The organism is Pseudoalteromonas sp. Bsw20308, from assembly GCF_000310105.2.
GTDB classification, from domain to species: Bacteria; Pseudomonadota; Gammaproteobacteria; order Enterobacterales; family Alteromonadaceae; genus Pseudoalteromonas; species Pseudoalteromonas fuliginea.
Genome location: NZ_CP013139.1, coordinates 312,651 through 335,636, shown reverse-complemented (window position 1 = coordinate 335,636; position 22,986 = coordinate 312,651). Strand labels below are relative to the sequence as shown.

The 22,986-nt window shown below is 37.0% G+C and carries 19 protein-coding genes and 3 pseudogenes; 10 read left to right on the top strand and 12 right to left on the bottom strand.

Annotated features, from left to right (window positions below; translation table 11 throughout):
• Positions 1 to 94: 94 nt before the first annotated feature.
• Positions 95 to 1,027, top strand: coding sequence for a 23S rRNA (adenine(1618)-N(6))-methyltransferase RlmF (gene rlmF / locus D172_RS18735; protein WP_007375587.1), 933 nt, complete (start codon positions 95 to 97; stop codon positions 1,025 to 1,027).
• Positions 1,028 to 1,049: 22 nt separating this feature from the next.
• Positions 1,050 to 2,054, top strand: a complete 1,005-nt coding sequence (ltaE, locus tag D172_RS18730) for a low-specificity L-threonine aldolase (RefSeq protein WP_007375588.1) — start codon at positions 1,050 to 1,052, stop codon at positions 2,052 to 2,054.
• Here the strand turns inward: ltaE and D172_RS18725 are convergent.
• The 7 genes and pseudogenes from D172_RS18725 to D172_RS18695 all read right to left on the bottom strand — a co-directional run bounded on the left by D172_RS18725 (position 2,028) and on the right by D172_RS18695 (position 11,052).
• Entirely contained in the window at positions 2,028 to 2,621 is a 594-nt protein-coding gene (locus D172_RS18725) for a thymidine kinase (RefSeq protein ID WP_002958996.1), read from the bottom strand. The genes ltaE and D172_RS18725 overlap by 27 nt on opposite strands.
• A gap of 59 nt (positions 2,622 to 2,680) precedes the next feature.
• Positions 2,681 to 3,151 carry a methylated-DNA--[protein]-cysteine S-methyltransferase gene (locus D172_RS18720; protein ID WP_007375589.1) on the bottom strand — a complete coding sequence of 157 codons (471 nt, stop codon included), beginning with the start codon at positions 3,149 to 3,151 and terminating at the stop codon, positions 2,681 to 2,683.
• On the bottom strand, positions 3,151 to 4,503 hold the full coding sequence (locus tag D172_RS18715) for a DNA-3-methyladenine glycosylase 2 family protein (protein WP_007375590.1): 1,353 nt from the start codon (positions 4,501 to 4,503) through the stop codon (positions 3,151 to 3,153). Before D172_RS18715 ends, D172_RS18720 begins: the two co-directional genes overlap by 1 nt.
• Positions 4,504 to 4,577: 74 nt before the next feature.
• The gene (locus tag D172_RS18710; protein ID WP_007375591.1) at positions 4,578 to 5,189 is read right to left on the bottom strand and encodes a superoxide dismutase; all 612 of its coding nucleotides are present in this window, start codon (positions 5,187 to 5,189) and stop codon (positions 4,578 to 4,580) included.
• Positions 5,190 to 5,211: 22 nt separating this feature from the next.
• The gene (locus tag D172_RS18705) at positions 5,212 to 5,718 is read right to left on the bottom strand and encodes a hypothetical protein (protein ID WP_007375592.1); all 507 of its coding nucleotides are present in this window, start codon (positions 5,716 to 5,718) and stop codon (positions 5,212 to 5,214) included.
• Between the two features lie 76 nt (positions 5,719 to 5,794).
• A complete protein-coding gene (locus D172_RS18700) occupies positions 5,795 to 6,277 on the bottom strand; it encodes a GNAT family N-acetyltransferase (protein ID WP_007375593.1) in 483 nt (160 codons plus the stop codon).
• 12 nt (positions 6,278 to 6,289) lie between these two features.
• Positions 6,290 to 11,052 (bottom strand): annotated as a pseudogene (locus tag D172_RS18695) (PAS domain-containing protein).
• 244 nt (positions 11,053 to 11,296) lie between these two features.
• Between D172_RS18695 and D172_RS18690 the strand changes: the two are divergent.
• The 5 genes from D172_RS18690 (at position 11,297) to bfr (D172_RS18670) (ending at position 16,777) form a co-directional block, all read left to right on the top strand.
• Positions 11,297 to 12,175, top strand: coding sequence for a cation diffusion facilitator family transporter (locus D172_RS18690; protein WP_007375595.1), 879 nt, complete (start codon positions 11,297 to 11,299; stop codon positions 12,173 to 12,175).
• A 98-nt stretch (positions 12,176 to 12,273) separates the two neighbouring features.
• Positions 12,274 to 13,344: a PepSY-associated TM helix domain-containing protein gene (locus D172_RS18685; protein WP_007375596.1), complete on the top strand. Its 1,071-nt coding sequence runs from the start codon at positions 12,274 to 12,276 to the stop codon at positions 13,342 to 13,344.
• A 74-nt stretch (positions 13,345 to 13,418) separates the two neighbouring features.
• Positions 13,419 to 15,554, top strand: coding sequence for a TonB-dependent receptor (locus D172_RS18680; protein ID WP_007375597.1), 2,136 nt, complete (start codon positions 13,419 to 13,421; stop codon positions 15,552 to 15,554).
• Positions 15,555 to 15,829: 275 nt separating this feature from the next.
• Entirely contained in the window at positions 15,830 to 16,300 is a 471-nt protein-coding gene (gene bfr, locus D172_RS18675) for a bacterioferritin (protein ID WP_007375598.1), read from the top strand.
• A gap of 12 nt (positions 16,301 to 16,312) precedes the next feature.
• A complete protein-coding gene (gene bfr / locus D172_RS18670; RefSeq protein ID WP_002958984.1) occupies positions 16,313 to 16,777 on the top strand; it encodes a bacterioferritin in 465 nt (154 codons plus the stop codon).
• A gap of 67 nt (positions 16,778 to 16,844) precedes the next feature.
• On the opposite strand, the gene D172_RS18665 is transcribed toward bfr (D172_RS18670), so the two are convergent.
• The 3 genes and pseudogenes from D172_RS18665 to D172_RS21965 all read right to left on the bottom strand — a co-directional run.
• The gene (locus D172_RS18665) at positions 16,845 to 17,039 is read right to left on the bottom strand and encodes a (2Fe-2S)-binding protein (protein ID WP_002960627.1); all 195 of its coding nucleotides are present in this window, start codon (positions 17,037 to 17,039) and stop codon (positions 16,845 to 16,847) included.
• A gap of 364 nt (positions 17,040 to 17,403) precedes the next feature.
• Positions 17,404 to 17,775: a hypothetical protein gene (locus D172_RS18660; protein ID WP_007375600.1), complete on the bottom strand. Its 372-nt coding sequence runs from the start codon at positions 17,773 to 17,775 to the stop codon at positions 17,404 to 17,406.
• 572 nt (positions 17,776 to 18,347) lie between these two features.
• A pseudogene (locus tag D172_RS21965) lies at positions 18,348 to 18,614 on the bottom strand (transposase); the annotation flags it as partial.
• A gap of 77 nt (positions 18,615 to 18,691) precedes the next feature.
• Between D172_RS21965 and D172_RS18655 the strand changes: the two are divergent.
• Positions 18,692 to 19,110, top strand: a pseudogene (locus D172_RS18655) (group II intron maturase-specific domain-containing protein); the annotation flags it as partial.
• A gap of 68 nt (positions 19,111 to 19,178) precedes the next feature.
• On the opposite strand, the gene D172_RS18650 reads toward D172_RS18655, so the two are convergent.
• Positions 19,179 to 19,676 carry a hypothetical protein gene (locus tag D172_RS18650; RefSeq protein ID WP_033015166.1) on the bottom strand — a complete coding sequence of 166 codons (498 nt, stop codon included), beginning with the start codon at positions 19,674 to 19,676 and terminating at the stop codon, positions 19,179 to 19,181.
• 595 nt (positions 19,677 to 20,271) lie between these two features.
• Here D172_RS18650 and D172_RS18645 point away from each other — a divergent pair.
• On the top strand, positions 20,272 to 20,610 hold the full coding sequence (locus D172_RS18645) for a hypothetical protein (RefSeq protein WP_007375603.1): 339 nt from the start codon (positions 20,272 to 20,274) through the stop codon (positions 20,608 to 20,610).
• A gap of 601 nt (positions 20,611 to 21,211) precedes the next feature.
• Here the strand turns inward: D172_RS18645 and D172_RS18640 are convergent.
• Entirely contained in the window at positions 21,212 to 22,117 is a 906-nt protein-coding gene (locus D172_RS18640; protein WP_007375604.1) for a LysR family transcriptional regulator, read from the bottom strand.
• A gap of 190 nt (positions 22,118 to 22,307) precedes the next feature.
• Between D172_RS18640 and D172_RS18635 the strand changes: the two genes are divergently transcribed.
• The gene (locus tag D172_RS18635) at positions 22,308 to 22,985 is read left to right on the top strand and encodes a glutathione S-transferase family protein (protein WP_007375605.1); all 678 of its coding nucleotides are present in this window, start codon (positions 22,308 to 22,310) and stop codon (positions 22,983 to 22,985) included.
• Position 22,986: the final 1 nt, after the last annotated feature.

Below are 22,986 nucleotides of genomic sequence, written 5' to 3'. Positions count from 1 at the left end.
CCAGTAATATTAAATATACCAAAGGAAATGTCTGCACTTTACTCATCAGCATTTGTTACACTTACGTCATTATATCTGTTGTTAAAATGAAGCCATGAAAGAAAATAAAACACGTTCAAAATTACACCCTCGCAACCTACATAAAAATGGGTACGACTTCGATTTATTAACAACAGAGCACCCTGCTCTACTGCCATTTGTTATAACCACACCTGCAGGGACTAAAAGCATTGATTTTAGTGATAACAAAGCCGTTAAAACACTTAATCAAGCTCTTTTAAAAGCGCATTATAATATTGATTTTTGGGATATACCCGAGCATAACTTGTGCCCGCCTATACCTGGGCGTGTTGACTATATTCACTACTTGGCCGACCTATTAAGTGATGATAATCAACAACAAATACCTCTAGGTAGGCAAATTAAAGTGCTTGATATTGGCACTGGCGCTAACTTGGTTTATCCACTTACGGGTACAAGTGAATATAAGTGGCATTTTACAGGGACTGATATTGACGCAGCCTCAGTAAAAATAGCAAAGCAAATTGCGCAGTTTAATGGTTTAAAAATAACCCTAAAACAACAAAAAAACGCATCACATATTTTTAAAGGCGTTATTAATCAAAAAGATCTATACCATTTAACGCTCTGTAACCCGCCGTTTCATGCAAGTGAAGAAGAGGCAAGTAAAGGCAGTGAACGTAAATGGAAAAACTTAGGAAAAACACCCAGTAGCACGCTTAACTTTGGTGGTCATAATAATGAATTATGGTGCGAAGGCGGTGAAGTACAGTTTATCTCTAATATGATTAAAGAAAGCGAAGACTTTGCAGAACAAGTACTGTGGTTTACGTCGTTAGTCTCTAAAAAAGACAATATTGCAGCGCTTGAAGAAGTGTTAAAAGCTCACCCAATAGCCGAGTATAAAATAGTTGATATGGCACAGGGTCAAAAAATTAGCCGCTTTATTGCATGGAGCTATTTTGATAAAGAAACTCGTGAACAAATATGTAGCGAGCTTGATTAAGCTATAAAAGGAAAAGCAAACCATGATAGATTTTCGCTCTGATACGGTTACAAAACCAACAAAAACAATGCGCGATATTATGTACAACGCACCGGTTGGTGACGATGTATATGGTGATGATGAAAGCGTTAACCAGTTAGAAATCTATGCGTGTAAGCGTTTTAACTTCGAAGCCGCACTTTATTGTAGCTCAGGTACACAAGCCAACTTACTTGCGTTAATGGCGCATTGTGAGCGTGGTGACGAATACATATGTGGCCAAAATGCTCACAATTATAAGTTTGAAGGTGGTGGCGCAGCTGTTTTAGGCTCTATTCAACCACAACCTATCGAAAACGATGCTGATGGCAGTATCCCTTTTAATAAAATAGCGGCGGCTATAAAACCAGACGATTGCCATTTTGCAAAAACGCGATTGCTCAGCTTAGAAAATACCATTGGCGGAAAAGTACTCCCGCTTGAGTACTTAGCCCAAGCTCGCGACTTTGTTGATATGCATAATTTAGCACTGCACTTAGATGGCGCACGTGCGTTTAATGCCGCTGTTGAGCTAAATATTGATATCACTGAAATCACAAAGCACTTTGATTCAGTTTCTATTTGTTTATCAAAAGGTTTGGGGGGGCCCGTAGGCTCTTTATTATTAGGCTCACCAGCACTTATTAATAAAGCAAGACGATGGAGAAAAGTACTTGGTGGCGGTATGCGCCAAGCCGGAATGCTTGCAGCCGCTGGGCAGTTTGCACTTGAGCACAATGTAGAGCGCTTAAAAGACGATCATGAAAATGCACGTTATTTGGCTCAAAAGCTAAGTGAAATAAGTGGCTTTACTGTCGATATGACTAACACCACTAATATGGTTTACGCAACTTACGCTGGTAATATAAGCATTGAAGAGGTTGCTAAAGCCCTTAAACAACAAGGTATATTATTTAGCCCAAGCAAGCAGCTTAGGCTAGTAACGCATTTAGATATAACCCGCGAAGGTATTGATATATTTTTAAATGCTTTGTCGGCCCATATTTAACGCGGCTTTATAATGTTTGCGGCATACCGAGACATATCGGTCATTGCCGCCAATTTCTACTTGGTTACCATCGGCTATTGCTTCACCATTTTCATCGGTACGCAGTACATGGTTTGCTTTACGTCCGCAGTGGCATACAGTTTTAAGCTCAATTAACTTATCAGCCCACGCTAGCAAATATTGCGAGCCTATAAATAGCTCGCCTCTAAAGTCGTTACGCAAACCATAACACAATACCGGTATACCTAATTCATCAACTACATCGGTTAATTGCATTACTTGTTCTTTTGATAAAAATTGGCATTCATCAACCAATACACAATGGCGTTTTTTATCATTATTGAGTGATTGAATAAGATCAAAAACATCTTTACTAGCATCAAAAACATGCGCATCTGCTTGTAAGCCAATACGAGATGATACTTTACCCACACCTTGCCTATCATCAATGGCTGCGGTGAGGATCACAGGTTCCATACCACGCTCTTTATAGTTAAATGCCGATTGTAATAACGTGGTTGATTTACCTGCATTCATTGCAGAGTAGTAGAAATATAATTGAGCCATTGCTGTGCCATTTTATAAAAAGTGCGCTTATGCTACCTTAATATTAAATTAATACCAATTCACATTAGCCCTTCATGTTTTAATAACCACCGTTTTCTATCCAAGCCTCCCGCATAACCCGTTAACTTTGCGTTAGCACCAATGATCCGATGACACGGAACAATAATACTAATCGGGTTTTTACCATTCGCAGCGCCTACCGCTCTCACTGCTTTGGGGTTGTTGAGTTGGTTAGCAATATAGCCATATGTTTGCGACTCCCCAAAAGGAACTGTTAATAACGCCTGCCATACACTTTGTTGAAATACTGTCCCGTTTGTATCAAGTGGTACCTCAAAAGTAATGCGTTTTTTTGCAAAGTACTCATTCAATTGCGCAGCGCAAATAAGCACCGCTTTATTTGTAACTTGCTCAAATGGCGTATGAGGGTGCTCAACTGGTGGATAAAACCCAACATAACTCACACCTTTGTCAGTCGCTTGAATAATTATGTCGTCTATAGGGCTCGAAATTGATGTTTGAATGATCATTATAATTGCTGCCAAAGTTGAAACGTTAGGTAAGAGCGAAAAGGAGCGCAATTAGCAGGTACGAAAGGGTTTGCCGCCGCTTGAGCTTTTTTAACACCTAAGTCGCCATCAAGTAATATATCGGGTTGGCTTTGTCCTCGCAGCTTTGCATAGTTTACCGTCCAAGGGCCAATTCCTTTTAAACTAAGCCATTCGTCTAAATCATCATTTTGAGGGTTTAACGCACAAAATTGCGCTAAGTTATGCAGCGCATTTTTACGCGCCTGTGGCATTTTAAAAAATGTAAAATCACTATTAGCAACAATTTTAGCCGTAGGAAAATAAATGGCATCGCCCTTTTTTTCGCCTAATTCATCAACTAACTTTGTTACTAAATTATGCGCCGCAGTAACACTTACTTGTTGCCCAAGTACCGCCCTTATACCGGCTTCAAAGCTTGACCAAATTCCTGGAAGCCTGAGCCCCTCGCACACTGTAAATGCATTGTTTGTATTAGCGCTTAAATGCGTTTCAATCAAATTAATATCGGCATCCAAATCAAGTACACGACGTATATTATTTATTACTGGTTGCAGATGACGCGTATTATCTATGTCAATAGACACCCTAAAGTGGTTTTTACTCGCTATAAATTCAGCGGTAAAGCTTCCTTTATATTCCTCACTTGCAAAAGTACGCCCGTAACTCGTTTGCGTTATCCACTCCATTGGTTTTATCAAACGCCTTTGTAAAAAACACTGCAAAGCAGGCCAATTATAAGGCGGCCTAAATGGTAAAGTTAATGTGAGTGTTGACGTTGGTTTTTTATCGCCACTGCGTAGCTTCGAGGGGGCTATATTTAACTGCTGTAAAAATGCATCATTAAAGCGCCTAATGCTTTTAAAGCCAGCGGAAAAAGCTATTTCTGTCATTGGTAGGTTTGTTTCTTGAATCAGTTTTTTAGCAAAATGGCATTGATTGAATAACCTATATTGTGTAATAGACACACCAAAATATTGTTTAAATAAACGTCTTAAATAGCGACTACTAATACCTAAACGACCTGCTAATTTTTCGCAGTCATGTTCATCATTTTGATCTATTAATTGTTTTGCTCTCAACGCGGTAGTTTTTGTCCCCTGCCACGCTGCACTGCCAGGTGCACTATCAGGTCTACATCGAATACATGGCCTAAAACCATCTTGCGCTGCATTGTGCGCAAACTGATAATAAGCCACATTCTTTTCATGAGCCGTTGGTGCCGGACAAATTGGTCGGCAATATATTCCAGTGCTTTTAACCGCTACATAAAAAAGACCATCAAAACGAGGGTCTCGACTTTGACGTGCTTTTTGCCAATGTAAAAATTTCATAAACGGCTCTACAAACTAATTTAATAGAGCCTAGCTTATAGAAAATAAACTGTATTACTAGCCATATTCGGCACTTAACCAATAGCAGCTAAATAGCGATTTTGTACTTCAGCCCAATTAACCACATTATAAAAAGCAGCAATATATTCAGGGCGTCTATTTTGATATTTTAAATAATACGCATGCTCCCACACATCAAGGCCTAATATAGGTGTATTACCTTCCATTAAGGGACTATCTTGATTAGTACTGCTTTGTATAACTAATGACCCATCAGGTGCCACACATAGCCATGCCCAACCACTGCCAAATTGACTCACAGCCGCTGCAGTAAACTTTTCCTTAAATTGATTAAAACCACCAAGCTGCTCATTAATTGCTTGTGCCATAATATCACTTGGCTCTCCTCCTCCGTGGGGACTCATGACTGACCAGAATAAGCTATGATTTAAATGCCCACCAACATGCTCCTGCACTGCTTGTTTTAAATCATTTGGTAAGCCATTAATCTCTCTCAATAACTTTTCGGCATCTAAATCAGCAAACGGTGTATTCGCTAAAGCAGCATTAGCTTTATTGATATAGGTTTGATGATGTAAAGTATGATGAATATGCATTGTTTTACCATCAATATGAGGCTCAAGCGCATCGTACTCATAGTTAAGTGCAGGCAAAGTAAAAGCCATAAATACTCCTTTTTCTTTTAAATTAGTGCAGTTGATTGTTTGTAGTACTCTCTGAGCATAAGCAAAAATTTACTTGCTCAATAAGTTCGGGTAAAGAGGGGTAACGACGTGCAAATGACACAAGCTCAGCTGATGTTTTAAGATAATGATGCTTACTTACCTTTTGTACATCGTAATGAGTGTGCTTAATAAGTGGAGATAATGATAAGTGAACTTCACATAACCATTTACATGCATTTTCAGGTTGCTGCATTGCAATATAGGTATCAGCTAAATTATGGGAGGCAACAACAAGTGCAGGAATACAATGTTCAATAGCATAAATGACATTAGTATTAATTTGCGCACATAAGAATTGTTGTAATAGATGGCCAGCGAGTGTTTTAGCTAATAAGTACTTGTCACGCGCTTCAAGTAATGCACCTTGCTCAAAGGCATAATTGCCTTGCATGATGTTTGACTGCCAAGGGCTCAATGCTTGCTCAAGATAAAGTAAATCAGGTTGCTGCTGTTTTTGACCTAAGATCATAAAATCATCTATGCGTTTATTTAATATGCTATTAACTTACACACCACAAAACGCAAATGCAAATGATTTCCATTATCTATTTTGCAAAATTAATTAATTCATCTCCTGCTAATCGGTAAATAATCCATTCATTTTGCGCTTTAGCACCCATGCTGTCGTAAAAATCAATGGCCGGTTTATTCCAATCTAAAACCACCCATTCAAACCGACCACAGTTATTGCTAATCGCTTTGTTAGCTAAGTGTTTCATAATTACTTTTCCTGCGCCTTTCCCACGGCTATCTGGACTTACGTATAAATCCTCGAGATATAAGCCATTCTTACCTAACCATGTAGAGTAGTTATAAAAATAAACAGCAAAGCCTATTGGCTCATCGCCATCCAAACAAATAATACTATGTGCTGTCGCCCCTTCACTAAATAATGTATCTAATATGGCTTGTTCATTTGTTTTTACTGCGTCTGGTTCTTTTTCATAAATGGCTAACTCGTTTATAAAATGTAAAATCGTTTTTGAATCACTTGGTCGCGCATCACGAATTTCAATTATTTCACTCATATACTTTATACCTCAAATATATTGTTCTAATTTATCTTTTAAAAAATCCAATTGTATTGGCTTGCTTAAATAATCATCCATTCCGGCAGCAAAACACCTTTGCTTATCTGCATCCATCGCATTTGCCGTTAATGCTATTATTTTAATATCTTTGTGTTTGTCGCCCGCTAAGCCATTTCTAATAGCTTTTGTGGCATCAAAGCCGTCCATCACTGGCATTTGGCAATCCATTAACACAGCTTTAAAATAACCTTGCCCATGAGTATTTAAAATATCAATAGCGAGCTGTCCATTTTCAGCAAGCGTAATATTACAATTAAGTTTTTTAAGCATTAATGTGGATACTTGCTGATTAATTGGATTATCTTCTACAAGTAATATTTGAATAGGTTCACCTAATTTTTCTTTTTTCAAAGATGAGATATAACCGGATGTAACCAACGGTAATGCTTCATCATGCTCATTATTTGTAATTACCGACAACGCTGAAATCAGATCCGCCGTTGTAACAGGTTTAGGGAAATAAGCTTGAAATCCAATGCTTGAATAACGCTGAGCACCTTCCATACCAGCAATACTCGTCATCATAACAAGGGGCATGTTTTTAAAGTCATCGTTTGCTTTTAAAGCCTTGCAAAGTCCAATCCCGTCCATGCCAGGCATTTGCATATCAAGCACTGCAATATCATACATTTTTAGATTACTACTGATCCGGCTTTCACACATTGCAAGTGCATCATATGCATCGCATGCAAGCGCTACATGGGCGCCCCAATGCTCTAGCTGCTGGGATATAACAATTCTATTAGTCTCATTATCATCAACAACTAAGACAGATAAACCTTTTATATTTAGCTTTTGTATATAACGTTCTTTTTGCTCACTTTGGGTGACTTGTATAGTCACAGTAAATTCACTGCCTTGGCCTGCTTCACTTTTAAGTGAAATTTCCCCGCCCATCAGCTCACACAGCTGTTTACAAATAGCTAAACCGAGTCCAGTGCCACCATATTCTCGCGTTGTTGAAGCATCTACCTGAGAAAAAGGTGAAAATAATTGATGCTGTTTTTGCTCATTAATACCAATACCTGAATCTTTTACTTTTATTTGTAGCACTAAGCCTTGTTCTACTTTATCTATTTGAGCACTAACGACAACTTCACCTTTACTGGTGAATTTGACTGCATTACTCAATAAATTAGTAAGAATTTGACGGATACGACCTGGATCGCCACACAATTGTGAAGGCTCTAAAGCGACTAAGTCTAAGATAATTTCAATGCCTTTATCTTGAGCTGTAAAAGCTTGCGCAGCTGCAACTTCACCAATTAAATCACCCGCATTAAAATTAATACTTTCGAGCTCTATTTTACCCGCTTCAGCTTTAGAGAAGTCCAAAATATCATTAATAACCCCCAGCAATGAGTGAGCACTTGTTTTAGCAATCCCTACTTTTGTTTCAATTGGTTTCGATAAGTTTTCAAGCTCAATAAGCTCTAGCATGCCAAGTACACCATTCATCGGCGTTCTAATTTCATGGCTCATCGTCGCTAAAAATTGACTTTTAGCAACCGCAGCATCTTCAGCCTTAACGAGGGCAACACTAAGCTCTTCTGCTATTTTTTTACGGCGTTGCGATATAAGCGTACTTCCGACTAAGGTTGCTAATGAACGTAAATAAGTTTCTTCGTTTTGAGTCCAATAATGGTGTTCATCCACTTTTTCAGCACTCAAAATCCCCAAATTCCCGTCACCCGAAGAAATTACAACATCAATTAACGATTTAATATTTAGCGGCTTGGTGTAGTCATCAATAAACTCAGCTGTTGCAGGGTGCATATTTACATTATCAACCGCAATTAAGTTATGCTTGTAAATAGCAGAAAAATACGCAGGAAAGTCTTTAACTTTTAGCTCATCTTCCGTGCGAACCAGTCCCTCGCCTTTAGTATGTAAACTATGACGCACCATAGCATCACCAGCCTCATTAAAAATCCATAACGAAGCACGCTCTACATTCAATACCTCACACATTGATTTAACAACTAGTTTGTTCACTTCGCTTACATCACTACTTTGTACTTCAGGCGCAATGGTTAATTGAGCAAGATTTTTGTTATATCTGTTTGCTTTTTCACTTTCGATCTCTAAACGTTTATGAGCATCAATACTTTGAAATGAGCCAAATATACGTATGCATTCACCATTTTTAAATTCAGCTTGACCCATAGACTTAACCCACCTTTCTTTACCTTGATGGGTTAAAATTATCAGCTCAACACTCCAGCTTTCACCTAAAGTAACTGCATTTTCAAATAGCTTAGAGATTTTATCGCGATGTTCTCCCAGCTTGTAAAAATCTATTGCGGTCGCTAAATCGGGTTCATATTCATCAGGTACACCATGAATAACTTTAACTTCATCTGACCAATAAAGAGTATGGGCTTTTAAATCTATTTCCCACGCGCCAATTTGTCCCTGCTTACTCATTGATTCAAGTAAACTTTGCTGACGTTTTATTTTCAACTGTATATTGTAGCGCTCAGTAATATCCAATATAAAGCCATCAAGGTACAGAACAGTACCGTCAGAGTCATAGATTGCCTTACCCTTTTCATTAACCCATCGAACATAACCATTTTTTGCTATAATTCGGTATTCAATTGACCACGTACTATGCTCTTTAATAGATTGGTTAATTGATTTTTTAATATGATCAATATCTTCTTCATGAAGAAGATCAAAGAAACGCTTATTTTTATTATTAATAAAATCATCTGCGGCATAACCAGTGATATCTTTAGTTTGATCACTTAAATAAAGCATCGTCCATATTTCATCTGACTCGCAGCGATAAATAATACCGGGAATATTTTCAACAAGAGACGCAAACTGATCACGGCTGCTTTGTAGTTCAGACTCCGTTGTTTTTCTTTGAGTAATATCTACATGCGTCCCAATCATTCGTTTAGGTGAGCCGTCGCTATTCCATTCAACTACTTTAGCTGTATCAAGTACCCAGACCCAATGCCCTAACTTATGCTTCATCCGAGCTTCGCTAACATAAAAATCACTGCCGCCAGCTAAGTAGGTTTTTAATTTTAATTCTGATTCAACTAAATCTTCTGGGTGTGCATATTTATACCAAGTATCTATGCTGCAAGGTTCTATTTCACTAAGTGTATAACCAATGATTTCAGCCCAACGTTTATTAAACGTAACTTTGCTTGTACCTACGTACCAATCCCAAATACCAACAGCGGTACTATTGATAACAAGTTCAAGTTGTGTTTTATGCTGTTCTAATTCAAATTCCTGTAACTTAAGTGGAGTAATATCAGTGCGAATTGCTATATAGCTTTGTGGTTTACCTTCATCATCTAAAAATGGCGCTATAGTGGTGTCCATCCAATATAAGCTACCGTCCTTTGATCTGTTACAAATTTGCCCATTCCAAACTTCACCACGCTTAAGCGTTGCATACATTTCTTCAAAAAAAGCATGTGAATGCGTGCCTGAATTTAATAACCGGTGATTTTGACCTATAAGCTCATATTCTTCATAACCACTTATTGCACAAAATTTTCCGTTCACAAAAACTATTGTTCCGTGTAAGTCAGTAACAGCAACAATTGCATGCTTATCAAGCGCTGATTTTTGCTCTGCTAATTGCTTAAGTGCAATTTGCAATGCAGCTCGTTGTTCTTGCAAAGTACTTTGCTGTTCTTGATTTACTTTTACAAGCTCATGCAGATCTTTTGAAAGCTGATTAAACTCAATACTGTCGTTTAAAATAGGGATTTTTACATGTTTCCCTCTAGTTATACTTTCAACAATATTAGTTAAACGAATTAACGGGCGAGATAATCTACGACCAAACCACCAAGACGAACATAAAATAAGCAGCAAAGATCCAGCATTAGTTAAAATAGCAAGCCGCTTATAATAGAGACTGCCTTGTAATGCTGCTTCAGCTGGTTTGGAAACTAATAGCTGCCAACCTTGCTGGCCTAAAAAATCAAGTTCATTAATGTATGCATAAAATATTTTTCATTGTTATTAGCATAACTAAACACTTGTTTTGGTGCAGAGCTGTTTTGATTTAAAAGCGGTGGGGTAGCAACGGAAGCCCTTGTTTGCTTTTCGATTTTGCTATTGTGCAGTATAAAGAATGCAACACTCGTATTTTTTGCCTGTATTTTGCTTAAGTTGTTTAGCAGTCCCTGTAAGTTTACATCGGCTAGTAATACACTTTTTAGTTTATTTTGATCGTCAAATATAGGTAACGACACTATATGATGCGCATGTCCTTCAACCACCATAGAATGAAATAATGCTTTATCTGTTTTATTTTGTGCTATGAATAATTTAGTGAGTTCTGATTCTTGAATTTGATTAAATAAGGAAAGTTCTATTTTTGCTTTGTTAGACAACACATCAATGATTTCAATATGATTTATAAAATCATATTGTCTGACAAAATCATTTATTAAAGCGTGTTCCTTGGTTGGACTTATACTTAATTGCGACTTTAATAAATACAGATCATTAACTTGGTCTAAAAACCAAATTTCAGCAAATTGCTTTCCAATATTGCTGAGTTCATTTAGTTCGCTATGCGCATTTTGCTTAAGCGTATTATTTACATGCTGAAAACTAAACCACGTTAACAAGCATAACGGCCCTAATGCTATAATTATAAAGGTAATAATTAATTTACTTCGAACAGATTGTCCTTTAACTGTTAATACTCCAAAGTTTAAACCCTTATCCATGCTTATTGCCTAATAGCTTATAATCATTTTATAGTGACTATATTAATGCATTAAATATATAAAGACGCAAGTTTTGAGCTATAAACGCCTTAAAAAATCGGTGTTTAGCGTTATAACGTCTAATTAGCATTACAATAAAAAACATGCCAATAGGATTAATTTTTTGACTCCTTTGTCACTCTTGTAGCTGTTTTAAACTCCCCATGATATAAGCATTATTCAATAAAAGTGTTTTGAGAGCATTATGGCGCACGATCACTCACATAGTCATGTAGACGAAAACCAAAGCAATAAACAGCTCGCCGTTGCTGTTATCATTAACGTATTACTAACCGTAACCCAAGTTATTGGCGGGGTATTTTCGGGTAGCTTATCGCTTATAGCTGACGCACTTCACAATTTAAGCGATGCTGGGGCAATATTTATAGCGCTCATTGCACGTAAAATCGGTAATAAACCAGCTGACGTAACTCATCATTTTGGCTATAAGCGCGCTGAAATCCTCGCTACTCTTTTTAATAGCACTACATTAATTATAATTGGCCTATATTTAATTTTTGAAGCCATTTCTAGCTATTTAAATCCGCAGCCTATTAATGGTTGGATAGTTGTCTGGGTGGCAGCAATAGCATTAGTTATTGATTTAGCAACAGCGTATTTAACCTACCGAGCTGGTGCAAATCACAGCATAAACATAAAAGCGGCTTTTATTCACAACATCTCAGATGCAATGGCCTCTATTGTTGTTATTATTGCTGGCACTTTAATTATTTTATACCAGTGGTATATCGTTGATTTAATTGCCACAGTGCTTATTTCTGTGTATGTAATTTATCATGGTATTTTATTATTAAAGCAAAGCGGCAAAATTTTAATGCAAGCAGCCCCTAATAACATTGATACACACGCAATATCACATGCTATTAGTAATGAATTTAATATCGAATCGGTAGTCAGCATTAAGCTTTGGCAACTAGATGATAAAGAAAATTATTGTGAGCTTGTTATTAGCACTCAACAAACAATTGATTTACCCGCAGTAAAAGGCTTCTTACACGACAATTTTAACATCGAAAATTGCATAATAGAAACCAGACCTATTGCAAATAAAAGCGCAGCATAATAGCGATAATAAGCTAAACAAATACATAACTATTTAATTGAAAACATCTCGTATTATCATTTACAATATTGCTACTAACTTATAATGAGATACTGTTTTTGAAACTTTGGTTACGTAGAATTCATTTAGGCCTTGCCCTCATTAGCGGACTATTTTTATTAATAGTGAGCTTAACCGGTGCTGTTATGATTTATGCAAAAGACATACAGCACTTCATTCAGCCAGATAAATGGCAAGTTATTCCGCAGCCTCGTACATTAAACAATCAAAAATTGATAGAAAGCGTGCAAACGCAAACACAACAAAAAATTGTTTTTTTTATGCCCGAGCAAAATAAAGCATTAGCTTGGCAATTTAGATTGGCTAACAAGCACTACGTGAGTGTCAATCCTTATTCTGGAAAAATAATTCATAGCTATCAAACAACAGACACAATTTATGGCTTTGCTTTAGGCTTACATCGCTGGTTATTATTTGAAGATAGTGATGGTAAAAAACCATTTAAAAATTGGATGTCAGTGTGTGCATTATTACTTTTAATCAATGTACTACTCGGCTTTTACCTATGGATAAAACCAAAAAACAGAATTAAGCGTTTAGCTATTAAGCCTAAAGCCAAATTTAGAGTGCTAATGTATCAATTACATACCGTACTTGGTGTTTACTTTTTTATACCGCTTGTACTTATTGCCTTTACTGGTATGGCATTTAATTGGAAAACACAAACTCAATCAGTATTAGAATTTGTAACGTTTAATAAAGTAGAACAAAGGCCCAAAGCGCCAAAAATAATAGCGCCTTCTCAAGCTGATATAAACTATAACGAAGCAATTAAAAATGCTGGGGATGTATTCCCTGATGGTCGATTATTTAGAATTTACTTACCTAAAAAAGCAGACGATGCCATTGCGCTCAGAATTCAAAACCCTGGTGAAAGCCATGCTTATAGTTGGGTATGGGTAAATCCATTTACAGGCAAAGTATTAAACTCATTTGACGCAAGTAAAGCCAACTTTACGACGCAAGCATGGAACTTTAAGTATAAATTTCACATTGGGGATTTTGCAGGCCCCATAGTGCAATTTATATGGTTATTGATTGCCCTTTCACTCGCATTTTTTATTGTAAGCGGTGTGTATTTTTGGTTAAAACGCCACAAACGAAAATAAATCTCATTAACACTTGCGTGATTAGTTGATAATAATTACCATTGCGAAAATTATTATCAACTAAGAGCTCTCCCATGTTAAAAACTTCGCTTTGCCTTATTGCTGTTGCAGTAAGTACTAACACGCTAGCAGATGAAAATAATAAAAATGAATACGCTTCTGAACAATTAGAACATGTCATTGTATCTGGCAGTCGTATCTCAGAAAGTATTGACGAAGTACCTGCCTCTATTACCGTTATTAATCAACAACAAATACAGCAGCATTTAAAAGTAAGCTCAGAACTGGGGAGTTTACTTGCACAAATGGTTCCAGGGCTTGCCCCAGATACAGGCAGCTCAAGTAATTCAGGACAAACGCTACGTGGCCGTGCGCCTTTAATAATGATTGATGGTGTACCGCAATCAACCCCTCTTCGTAACGGCTCTTTAGGCATAAAAACACTTGATGCAAGTGCCATAGCGCGCATTGAAGTTATAAAAGGCGCGACTTCTATTTATGGTAATGGTGCTTCAGGTGGCATTATTAACTACATAACAAAACAGGCTCGCAGTGATGGTAAGCCTGAAGGTGAAATAAGTATTTCAAGCCGCTTTAGCGCTGTTAAATTAGCAGAAAGTGGCGGCGGTAGAATATCGGCAGCAGTAAACGGCAAGATCGATAAATTAAGCTACCTGTTAACGGCAAGCTATGAAGAAAACGGCGTGCAACGCGATGCACAGGGCGATATTTTAGGCTTACAATACGGTTTATCAGACTCTGAAACTCAAAATTACTTTACTAAACTAAGTTACGATTTTGACGACGAAAAGCAATTGCAGTTTAGCTATAACTTTTACAGCTCACAGCAAAAAACTGACTTAGGTGATATTACTGGCGATGGCAATATAGGGGAAAAAACACACGCTATTCACGTACCTAAAGAACTACAAAAGCAAGGTAAGCCGCAAGGACCCGATGGCAACGTTAATATTACTCTAAAATATGTTGACTACGCGTTGTTTGAAAATACACAAATGACCCTCGATCTTTATAAACAAGATATAGAAAACGTATTCTTTTTCTCCACTAACCTAGCTAACCTCGATGAAGGCTATACCGGTGGTCAGTCCGTTATTAAATCAGAAAAGCAAGGTGCAAGGGCTACATTTAATAGCCAGTTTGATTTTGAGAACGTAGCAGCCACCCTAATCTACGGCATTGATGCCTTAAACGATAAAACATCACAACCTTTGGTGGATGGCCGTGTGTGGGTACCAGAAATGGACATGGAAAGTGTTGCTGGTTTTTTACAAACAAAATGGGTAATAAACGACGATATTATTGTAAAAGCAGGTGTAAGAAACGAAAGTATTGATTTGAGCGTAAGTGATTACCAAACATTAAAACTGTGTAGAACCCCTTCGCAATGCTCAGTCCCATTAAATGTGCGTGGTGATACCATAAACTATGACGCTACAACGTATAATGCAGGCATAAAATACAATTTAACAGATGCATTCAGCCCATTTTTTAGTTATTCACAGGGATCTGATATTTCTGATATTGGGCGCTTACTTCGCGCTGCAACCGTTGACGATATTGCACTTATTCAGACACAAGCATCTATAATTGACAACTACGAAATTGGTTTTACTTCACAGTTTGAAAACGTTCGTTTTGAATTTGCACTGTACAGAAGTACTTCAGAGCTTGGCACCAGTAATGAATTTAACGAAGTAACGGGTGTTTACGAACCCGTACGCGCACCGCAAGAAATATGGGGTTACGAAGGTTTAGTTAATTATACTATTAATCAAGATCTTAAATTAAGTGCTACATACAGCTACGTAGAAGGAAAAAATACTGAAGCGGATGAATATTTAGGGGCAAAACAAATCAGCCCACCTAAAGCCACTGCTAATTTAACATGGCAAACTAACGAAAAGTTATCACTTGCAATGAGTTTTTTATATGTAGGTGACAGAAAGCGCTTTGATAAAAATGCGCAAGGCCAATACTCTGGCGATCAGGGCCCTGTGAGTAGCTACAACACATTTAACTTAAGTGGCCAGTACAACGTTAACGCCAGGTGGAGTGGCTATTTTGGTATCGAAAACCTGTTCAATAGCGATTACTACCCTGCCCGCGCACAATCTTACACTTACGGCGGCTATAACATCAAAGGATTAGGCACAACGGCTACCCTCGGTGCTAAATACCAGTTTTAATTAGCAATAGACTCAATAAATAGGCATCATCAGCATGCCTATTTATTTAAAAAAATAATATAAAAAGCAGTATCTCAACTTATTGTCTATAAATACCTCTAGTAATCATTCTCAGATACTAATACAAATAAAAAACTGTCCATAAACCAAGCAATAACGCAAACTTAAATAAGAATCAAAACCAATAGTAACACAATGATTTTTATAGAGAAAACTTGCAATTCATTCAATTTATACTACACTGCTTACAATTGAAATAGTTAAGGCGATTTATCATGAAAGGTAATCAAAAAGTAATCGATGCGTTTAATACATTGTTAGCTAACGAATTAGCAGCAATCGATCAGTATTTTATACACTCGCGCATGTATGACGACTGGGGTTTAAACAAGCTATACGAACGCCTTAACCATGAAATGGAAGAAGAAAAAGATCACGCAGATTGGCTTATTAAGCGCATCTTGTTTTTAGAAGGTGTACCAAATATGACTAAGCGCCGTGACTTACTTATCGGTAGCGATGTAAAAAGTATGATGCAAAACGATTTAACACTAGAGCTTGAAGTAGTAGCGTGTGTTAAAGACGTAATCGCAATATGTGAAGAACAGCAAGATTACCAATCACGTAGCATTTTAGAAAAGCTGTTATTTGATACCGAAGAAGATCATGTTTACTGGTTAGAGCAACAACTTGGTCTAATTGATAAAATTGGTTCTGAAAATTATCATCAAGCACAAATGGCTTAGTAGGAGCATATTATGAAAGGCGATAAAGACGTTATTGCGGCGCTAAATAAAGTACTCGCTAATGAGCTTGTTGGTATTAACCAATATTTTTTACATGCACGCATGTTTAAAGACTTTGGCTTCACTCAACTAGACAAAGCAGATTACAAAGTATCTATCCAAAAAATGAAAAACGCCGATCGATTAATTGAACGTATTTTGTTTTTAGAAGGCTTACCAAATCTTCAAGACTTAGGCCGATTACGTATTGGTGAAAACAGCGAAGAAATGATTGCTGCTAACATGAGCTTTGAACTCGATACGATTGATGAATTACGAAGCGCAGTTAAACTGGCTGAAAGTAAAAAAGATTATATTACCCGTGAAGCCCTTGATCACATTTTAAATGAACAAGAAGAGCAAATTGATTGGTTAGAAACCCAACAGTTACTTATTAAAAATACGGGCATTAAAAACTATTTACAGTCTCAACTGTAAACAATAATTCAGCCACAAAAAAAGCAGCTAAAAAGCTGCTTTTTTTATATCTAAATTTTATACGTAATTAAGCAACTTGATCCGTTACATCCGCAATCTGAATAAGTCTGCGATTAAGGATCTTTTTAGTACAACCACAACACTTACCGCATTGGCTGCCCACTTTAAGCTCTTTAGTTAATTCACGCATGGTCGTTGCACCATCGTCAATTGTTTGCTCAATTTTTTTATCTGTCACACCGTGACATAGACAAATATACATGAATACAAACCACTCTCAATTACATTTAGTATGTGCATATTAATCTAAACGAAAATAGTTATCAATTATTTTATTGGCTAAAATGTATCTTTTTTCAGCTTATGTGGCCAGCGCCACTTAAATTGAGAATTCGCGGCAGCTTGAGAATTGTTTTAATTTTACGCAAGGTGTGGCACACAGATTGAGATTTATTAGAGTCGACTTTAAATTTAAGTAAGGTTAGGTTTAGGTAAATATTTGAATGGTTGAAAATTAATGACATTAAGGCTTCAGAAGCCTTAATGTATAAGTACGGAATTTATGGGAAGGTGATTTCCGGTTTGTGCCATGAGCAGACATTGGTAACACTCATATAAGCGGCGATTTACTGCTCTTGTGAATTGTTCGTCTTAATGTTTTTGTTATGTGCGTATATATCAAGCGCCGCTTCACTTGCTGAGGTTATAGCTGCCACGCCACGCAAGGTGATGTCTACATCTAATTCTATGTACGAACCTAAATTAGTCGTAAACGCTGCGAAGCTGTCCTTTAACTCAAAGAGATAAATCTTTTGAAACGCTTTGCAACTCGAAATATTTTTCATTTTTGAAGATATGCATTCTTTGCTTAACTCAACCGCCGACTCATATTTTACTACCATTTTTTCTAATTGCGCTTTGTCGTCAATATTTTCAGCGAACGAGTAAAAACTAGCGAAATAAAAAACTATAATTACTAACTTTAAAATTCTAAACATAATATTCCTTTTCGAACATAACGAGACTGTAGAATAACTCCAACAACCAAATTAATTTAAAACGAGCGCCTAAAATCAACGCTAAGCGTTTTTAAAGCATTAGGTAATTCATTTGGAACCCATAAAACAGGCTGTTTTTCTTAAAAATAAGTAATTCTACAGCCTCAACGAGCCTGTAGATTAACTCGTTTTTAAATTTGTTTTTATTGATAAACAAACCATAGCTGAGTTCCTATTTTTGTTCAATCGATTACTGTGTTTTTCATAGAATATAAAAAGAGTTTGATGTTGTTTTAATAGGTGTTTTGGAAGGAATTACGGGGGGTTGAGTTGCTTTATTTTATGTTAAAAGGGCTTAACTATCTTAATGCATCGTGTTTTTCAGCTTTTCTATATTATGAACATAGCTCAGCTTTTTGCGTGATTCATTATTTATAAAAATGCACTCTTCATACTGCTTTTGTTGGCTTTTTTCGTAATAATTAGGATGGGTGTCATCCTAATTGTCACATTTTGGAAGGAGTTGCGGGTGTTTCAGTGGCTTTATTTTGGCTTAAAAGGGGCTGCCTCTCTTAATGCATCGTGTTTTGCAGCTTTTCTATATTATGAACAAGGCAATACAGTTGCCATTGGGCGTTCACTTTCGCTTGGCTCCGTAAGGTCAATTTATTCATGCCTGTGTTCACTGTAATATTCCGCTTTTTATTTAAAGGAAAGCAGGTTCAATACAGCCGAATTGTTTGCCATTCTTTAATAAACAGCTGTCGCCGTCCGATTGGGCTCTCTATTTTCACTTTCACCTTATTAAAATAGTTCAGCTTTTTGCGTGATTCATTATTTATAATAATGCACTCTTCATGCTATTTTTGTTGGCTTTTTTCGTAATAATTAGGATGGGTGCCATCCTAATCTTCCACAGTTCCACGAACAGGCGCTAAAGAAATTTAAAGCAAATGTAAGAGAACTCACCAGCCGCAACTGGGGATCTCAATGACCCTACATATTCATAAACTTACGCAGTATTTACGTGGCTGGGGACACTATTACCTAATAGCCAACGCTTATCAGCTAAAGGTGGATTTAGATCATTGGATCCGCCGTAGGATAAGAATGTGCTACTGGCGGCAATGGCGTAAACCACGCACGAAAGTACGCAGTTTAATAAAACTGGGTGTTAGCGAACGACTCGCCATAGCCTGTGGTATCACCAGTAAAGGGCCTTGTCGGAGCTCAAAAACAAAAGGAATTAACATTGCGCTAGGCAATGACTATTTAGCATCACAAGGTTTAGTGTCATTGAGAGATATTTGGATCGGTATTCATTACTGGAGATGAACCGCCCATTGCGGACCCGCATGATGGGTGGTGTGGGGGCTGGAGGTTAGAGACCTCCGGCTACCCGATTAGGCATATATATCTACTACCTCAGTTGGTATTTCTAAACGAATATCGATACGAACTAAATCCCCAGCCGCTGTGTTTTTGAGAGTAGGCGCTTCATCAAATGATTTACATTGAGGAAAAACTACTAAAGATAGGAATGGCTCTTTACGAACAGTATGGTACATCAGAGTTTCACCCATTTCATTGGCCGTCCATTGATTTGGACCACTTAATATTTTTCCTATGGCGTGAAAGACAACCCGAATAGATGAACCGTTATCAGTATCTCCGAATTTATATAGATCAGTGGGATGCCTTATCTCGATACCTATTCTAGTTAACTGCTCCCGCAAATCTTTAGGTAGCAACTCTGTAAATCCGCATTTCCAGATAAAACACCATTCGCAATTGCAATCATGGGCAGGCAAACCCTTTTGATTCTGTATTTCTCGGGTAGCCTCTAGGTGAGTAGCTAGCTTCCACTCTGAAATTGGTATTGTGGGTCGCTGTTTCTTCATGAGTGTCTAACGAGCCTGTAGATTAACTCGTTTTTTATTTGTTTTTATTGATGCATTAACCATAGCCGAGTTCCTATTTTGATTCAATTAATTACTTCAATTTTACGTAAAATATAAAAAGAGGATTTGCTGTTATTTTAACTGGTTTTACAAGGAATTACGGGGGTTTTAGAAGTTTATTTTAGGGGATCAAACTAAAGCCGACAGTCACTCTAATTGAACAAGTAAATGCACGGTTATTCTCATTTAATCCATTAAATAAGTCATTAGCCCTATTAAACCTAAATTACACACATGAAATGGCTGCATGATTCAGTTTTAACTTTTTATTGAGTAGTTTAAGTTTTATGCGAGTAGTTTTTCGCAGTTACTGATATTCGCTCGCCGTTTTCGGTTAAAAATTTTACAGTAACTTGCTTATTATGACAGCCTGTCTACTACATCATGAAATACTCGCGAAAGTTTAGGATGGGCGTCTTTGTTACTTTCACTTATGTCATTAAATGTTAATTTTTTTGTCACCAATCTTAAGTAAGTTACTAGGTATTATCATTTTACTAACAATTAGGTTGGTAAATAATATAGGATTACAGTGATGAAAAATTTATTTTTGAAAGTAGTTTTAAGTCTTATTTTGGCGATATCATTTTCAAGTCAAGCCAAAGTATTTACTTGCAGTGGTATTATTACAGACGTATTTTCAACGTTTGATACTTTTGAAGTTCGTTATGAACGAGCTTCTGGATTTGAGCTTGAACCTGTTACTGTATACCCAGAACAGGCATATCTATTAGCACCGGTATTAGTGGCAATAGCTGAAGGAAAAAATGGCAGTGAATATACTTTAATTATAGAGAATAGAGACGGTAATGATAGCCGTTGCCATGATGGTGAAAGTGAGAATGCATTAATTGGTTTATCAAAGATTAACTAATAAGACGTTGTAGCCTTTTAGTCATATTGTTACGACTGAGTGACTTAATAGATTATATCCTGACCTACTAAAATTCAATTTCAGAACTAAGCTAAGAAACTAAGACGTTGAATATAATTTATTTTCGGCTTAATGAGATACATATTTTATGTGGGTTGGGTGTACTACCTTTATGTCAGTTCTGGTCCATGGCTTAGTTTTTAAGCGGCATAAAGATAAGTAGTAATACCAATCCGCAATAATACTTAATCAATTTTAGGGATTAAATTTAACGCTAACCGCGTTAAAATTTTCTGATATAGAACAACTAAATAACGAAATTTTTGCCTTGTTATCGACACGATTTTCTAAAAATAAACTAGACAGCCACTCTAATTGCGCAAACAAAACGATGGCAATTAAATTTAATTTTTAAGTTAATAATTTACTCTTTATTGCCGGGTTATTTTCATTTCATCCATTAGATAATAGTGAACGAATAGGTCGCAGGTTAAAAACAATCGATTTAAAATAATAGGATTTTCTCCTAAAAAGGGTAATTACACAGTTTAAGTGCCTAAGCGTAAATATAGCGCCCTGAGATTACTCACTTTATTAACTTTCATTTGTTACTTTTTATTTTTTGCACTAAAAAATCCACAGCCGCTTTTACCTTTGGTACTAAGTAGCGTTGTTTTTGATATAACAAGTACACGGCCATTTCGGCGCTTTGCGTTATGGTAAGTTCATGTTCAAACGTAAGCTCTTGCAATTTTCCTGACTCTAGATATGAAGCTAACGCCCATCGGGTAGACATTAAAATACCTTCACCGTTGCACGCCTTTTTTGCAAGCCAAGGTCCATTGTTTGAAATAGCGACAGCAGGCCCTGAAACATCATGCCATTGACCATTCATATTGCACAACCAAGGCGTTGGCCCTAATGGAGCTTTAAAATAAAGACCCTTATGATGCTGCAACTCCATCGCGTTCATCGGCACCCCGTATTTTTCTAAATAACGGGGTGAAGCGACGGGAATGAATCCATTGTCCATAAGCCTTATTGCAAGTACTCGCTCATTTGGGGCGTAACCGCCACGAATAGCAATATCAACATCATCACGTCCAAGTGTTGATAACTCATCACTTAAACTAACATCTAATATAATTTCTGGGTACAGCTGGCTGAACTCATCAAGTAAAGGAAGTAGGATTTTTTCGCCAAAACCCACCATCGAACTGATGCGTAGACGTCCCATTGGGGTAGTTTGGTAACTACGAACAGTTTCATTGCTTTGCTCTAACTGATTTAGTATTTGCTGCATGTCGTTATAATAAATCTGGCCTACTTCAGTCAGCTTTACAATACGGGTCGATCGCTTTAAAAGCGTTGCACCTAAACTTTTTTCTAAATCTGCAACTCGCCTTGATAAAGAAGATGGCGGTACATTAAAAACTTTTGCAGCTTTAGTAAAACTTCCTGTTTCTACTACTTTATTAAAATATCGTATTGCCCGAAGTTGATCCAACTCTTCTCTCCATTAAGTAAATTTGCGAATGCCTTTATTATTGTCTTAAAGGCAAAAGTGATTCGCATTTTCTCTTATATATAACCAAATTAAAACAAGTAATAATGTATTTAGCTTAACAAATGAGGTTTTAATTTGCATTTTTGATGCAATTAAAAAGTACCTTCACATTAATAATGGGAACTGATTTATGATTACTTTGCACGGTTTCGCCGCGAGTAACTATTACAACTTAGTAAAACATGTACTTTTGTATAAAGAACTCTCATTTAAAGAACACCTAATTTATAGTGGTAACGATGACTTATTGGCCATCAGTCCGGTCGGTAAAGTCCCGGCTATTACTACATCTGAAGGACTTAATATTTCAGAGTCGAGTGTTATTTGCGACTTTATTGAAGAAACTTATCCTGAAAATGCGTTATACCCAGAAAATGCCGGAGAACGCGCTGTTGTTCGCCAAATAATGAAAGTAGCTGAACTTTATTTTGAATTGCCAAGTAGACGATTAATACCTTATGTATTTTCAGGCACTGAAGCCCCTGAATCACTAAAAGTTGAAGTACGCCAAGTATTAAGCCGTGGCGTTATTGCCTTAAGTCGATTATGTAAATTTTCTCCTTGTATTGCGGGTGAGCAATTTACAATGGCTGATATTTACGTTTATTACGTTAACACCATTGTCAGTGCTTTTGGCTCTAGCCAACTTGACTGGGATGTACTTGCACAAGTACCTAAAATGAAAGAGTGGAACGATTCGATGAGTCAATCTGCTATTGCCCAAAAAGTAGAAGCGGATCGACAGGCAAATATACCTGAGTTTATGCAAAAGATTAAAACTCAAATTCAAGCAGTGAATCCAAAGTAAT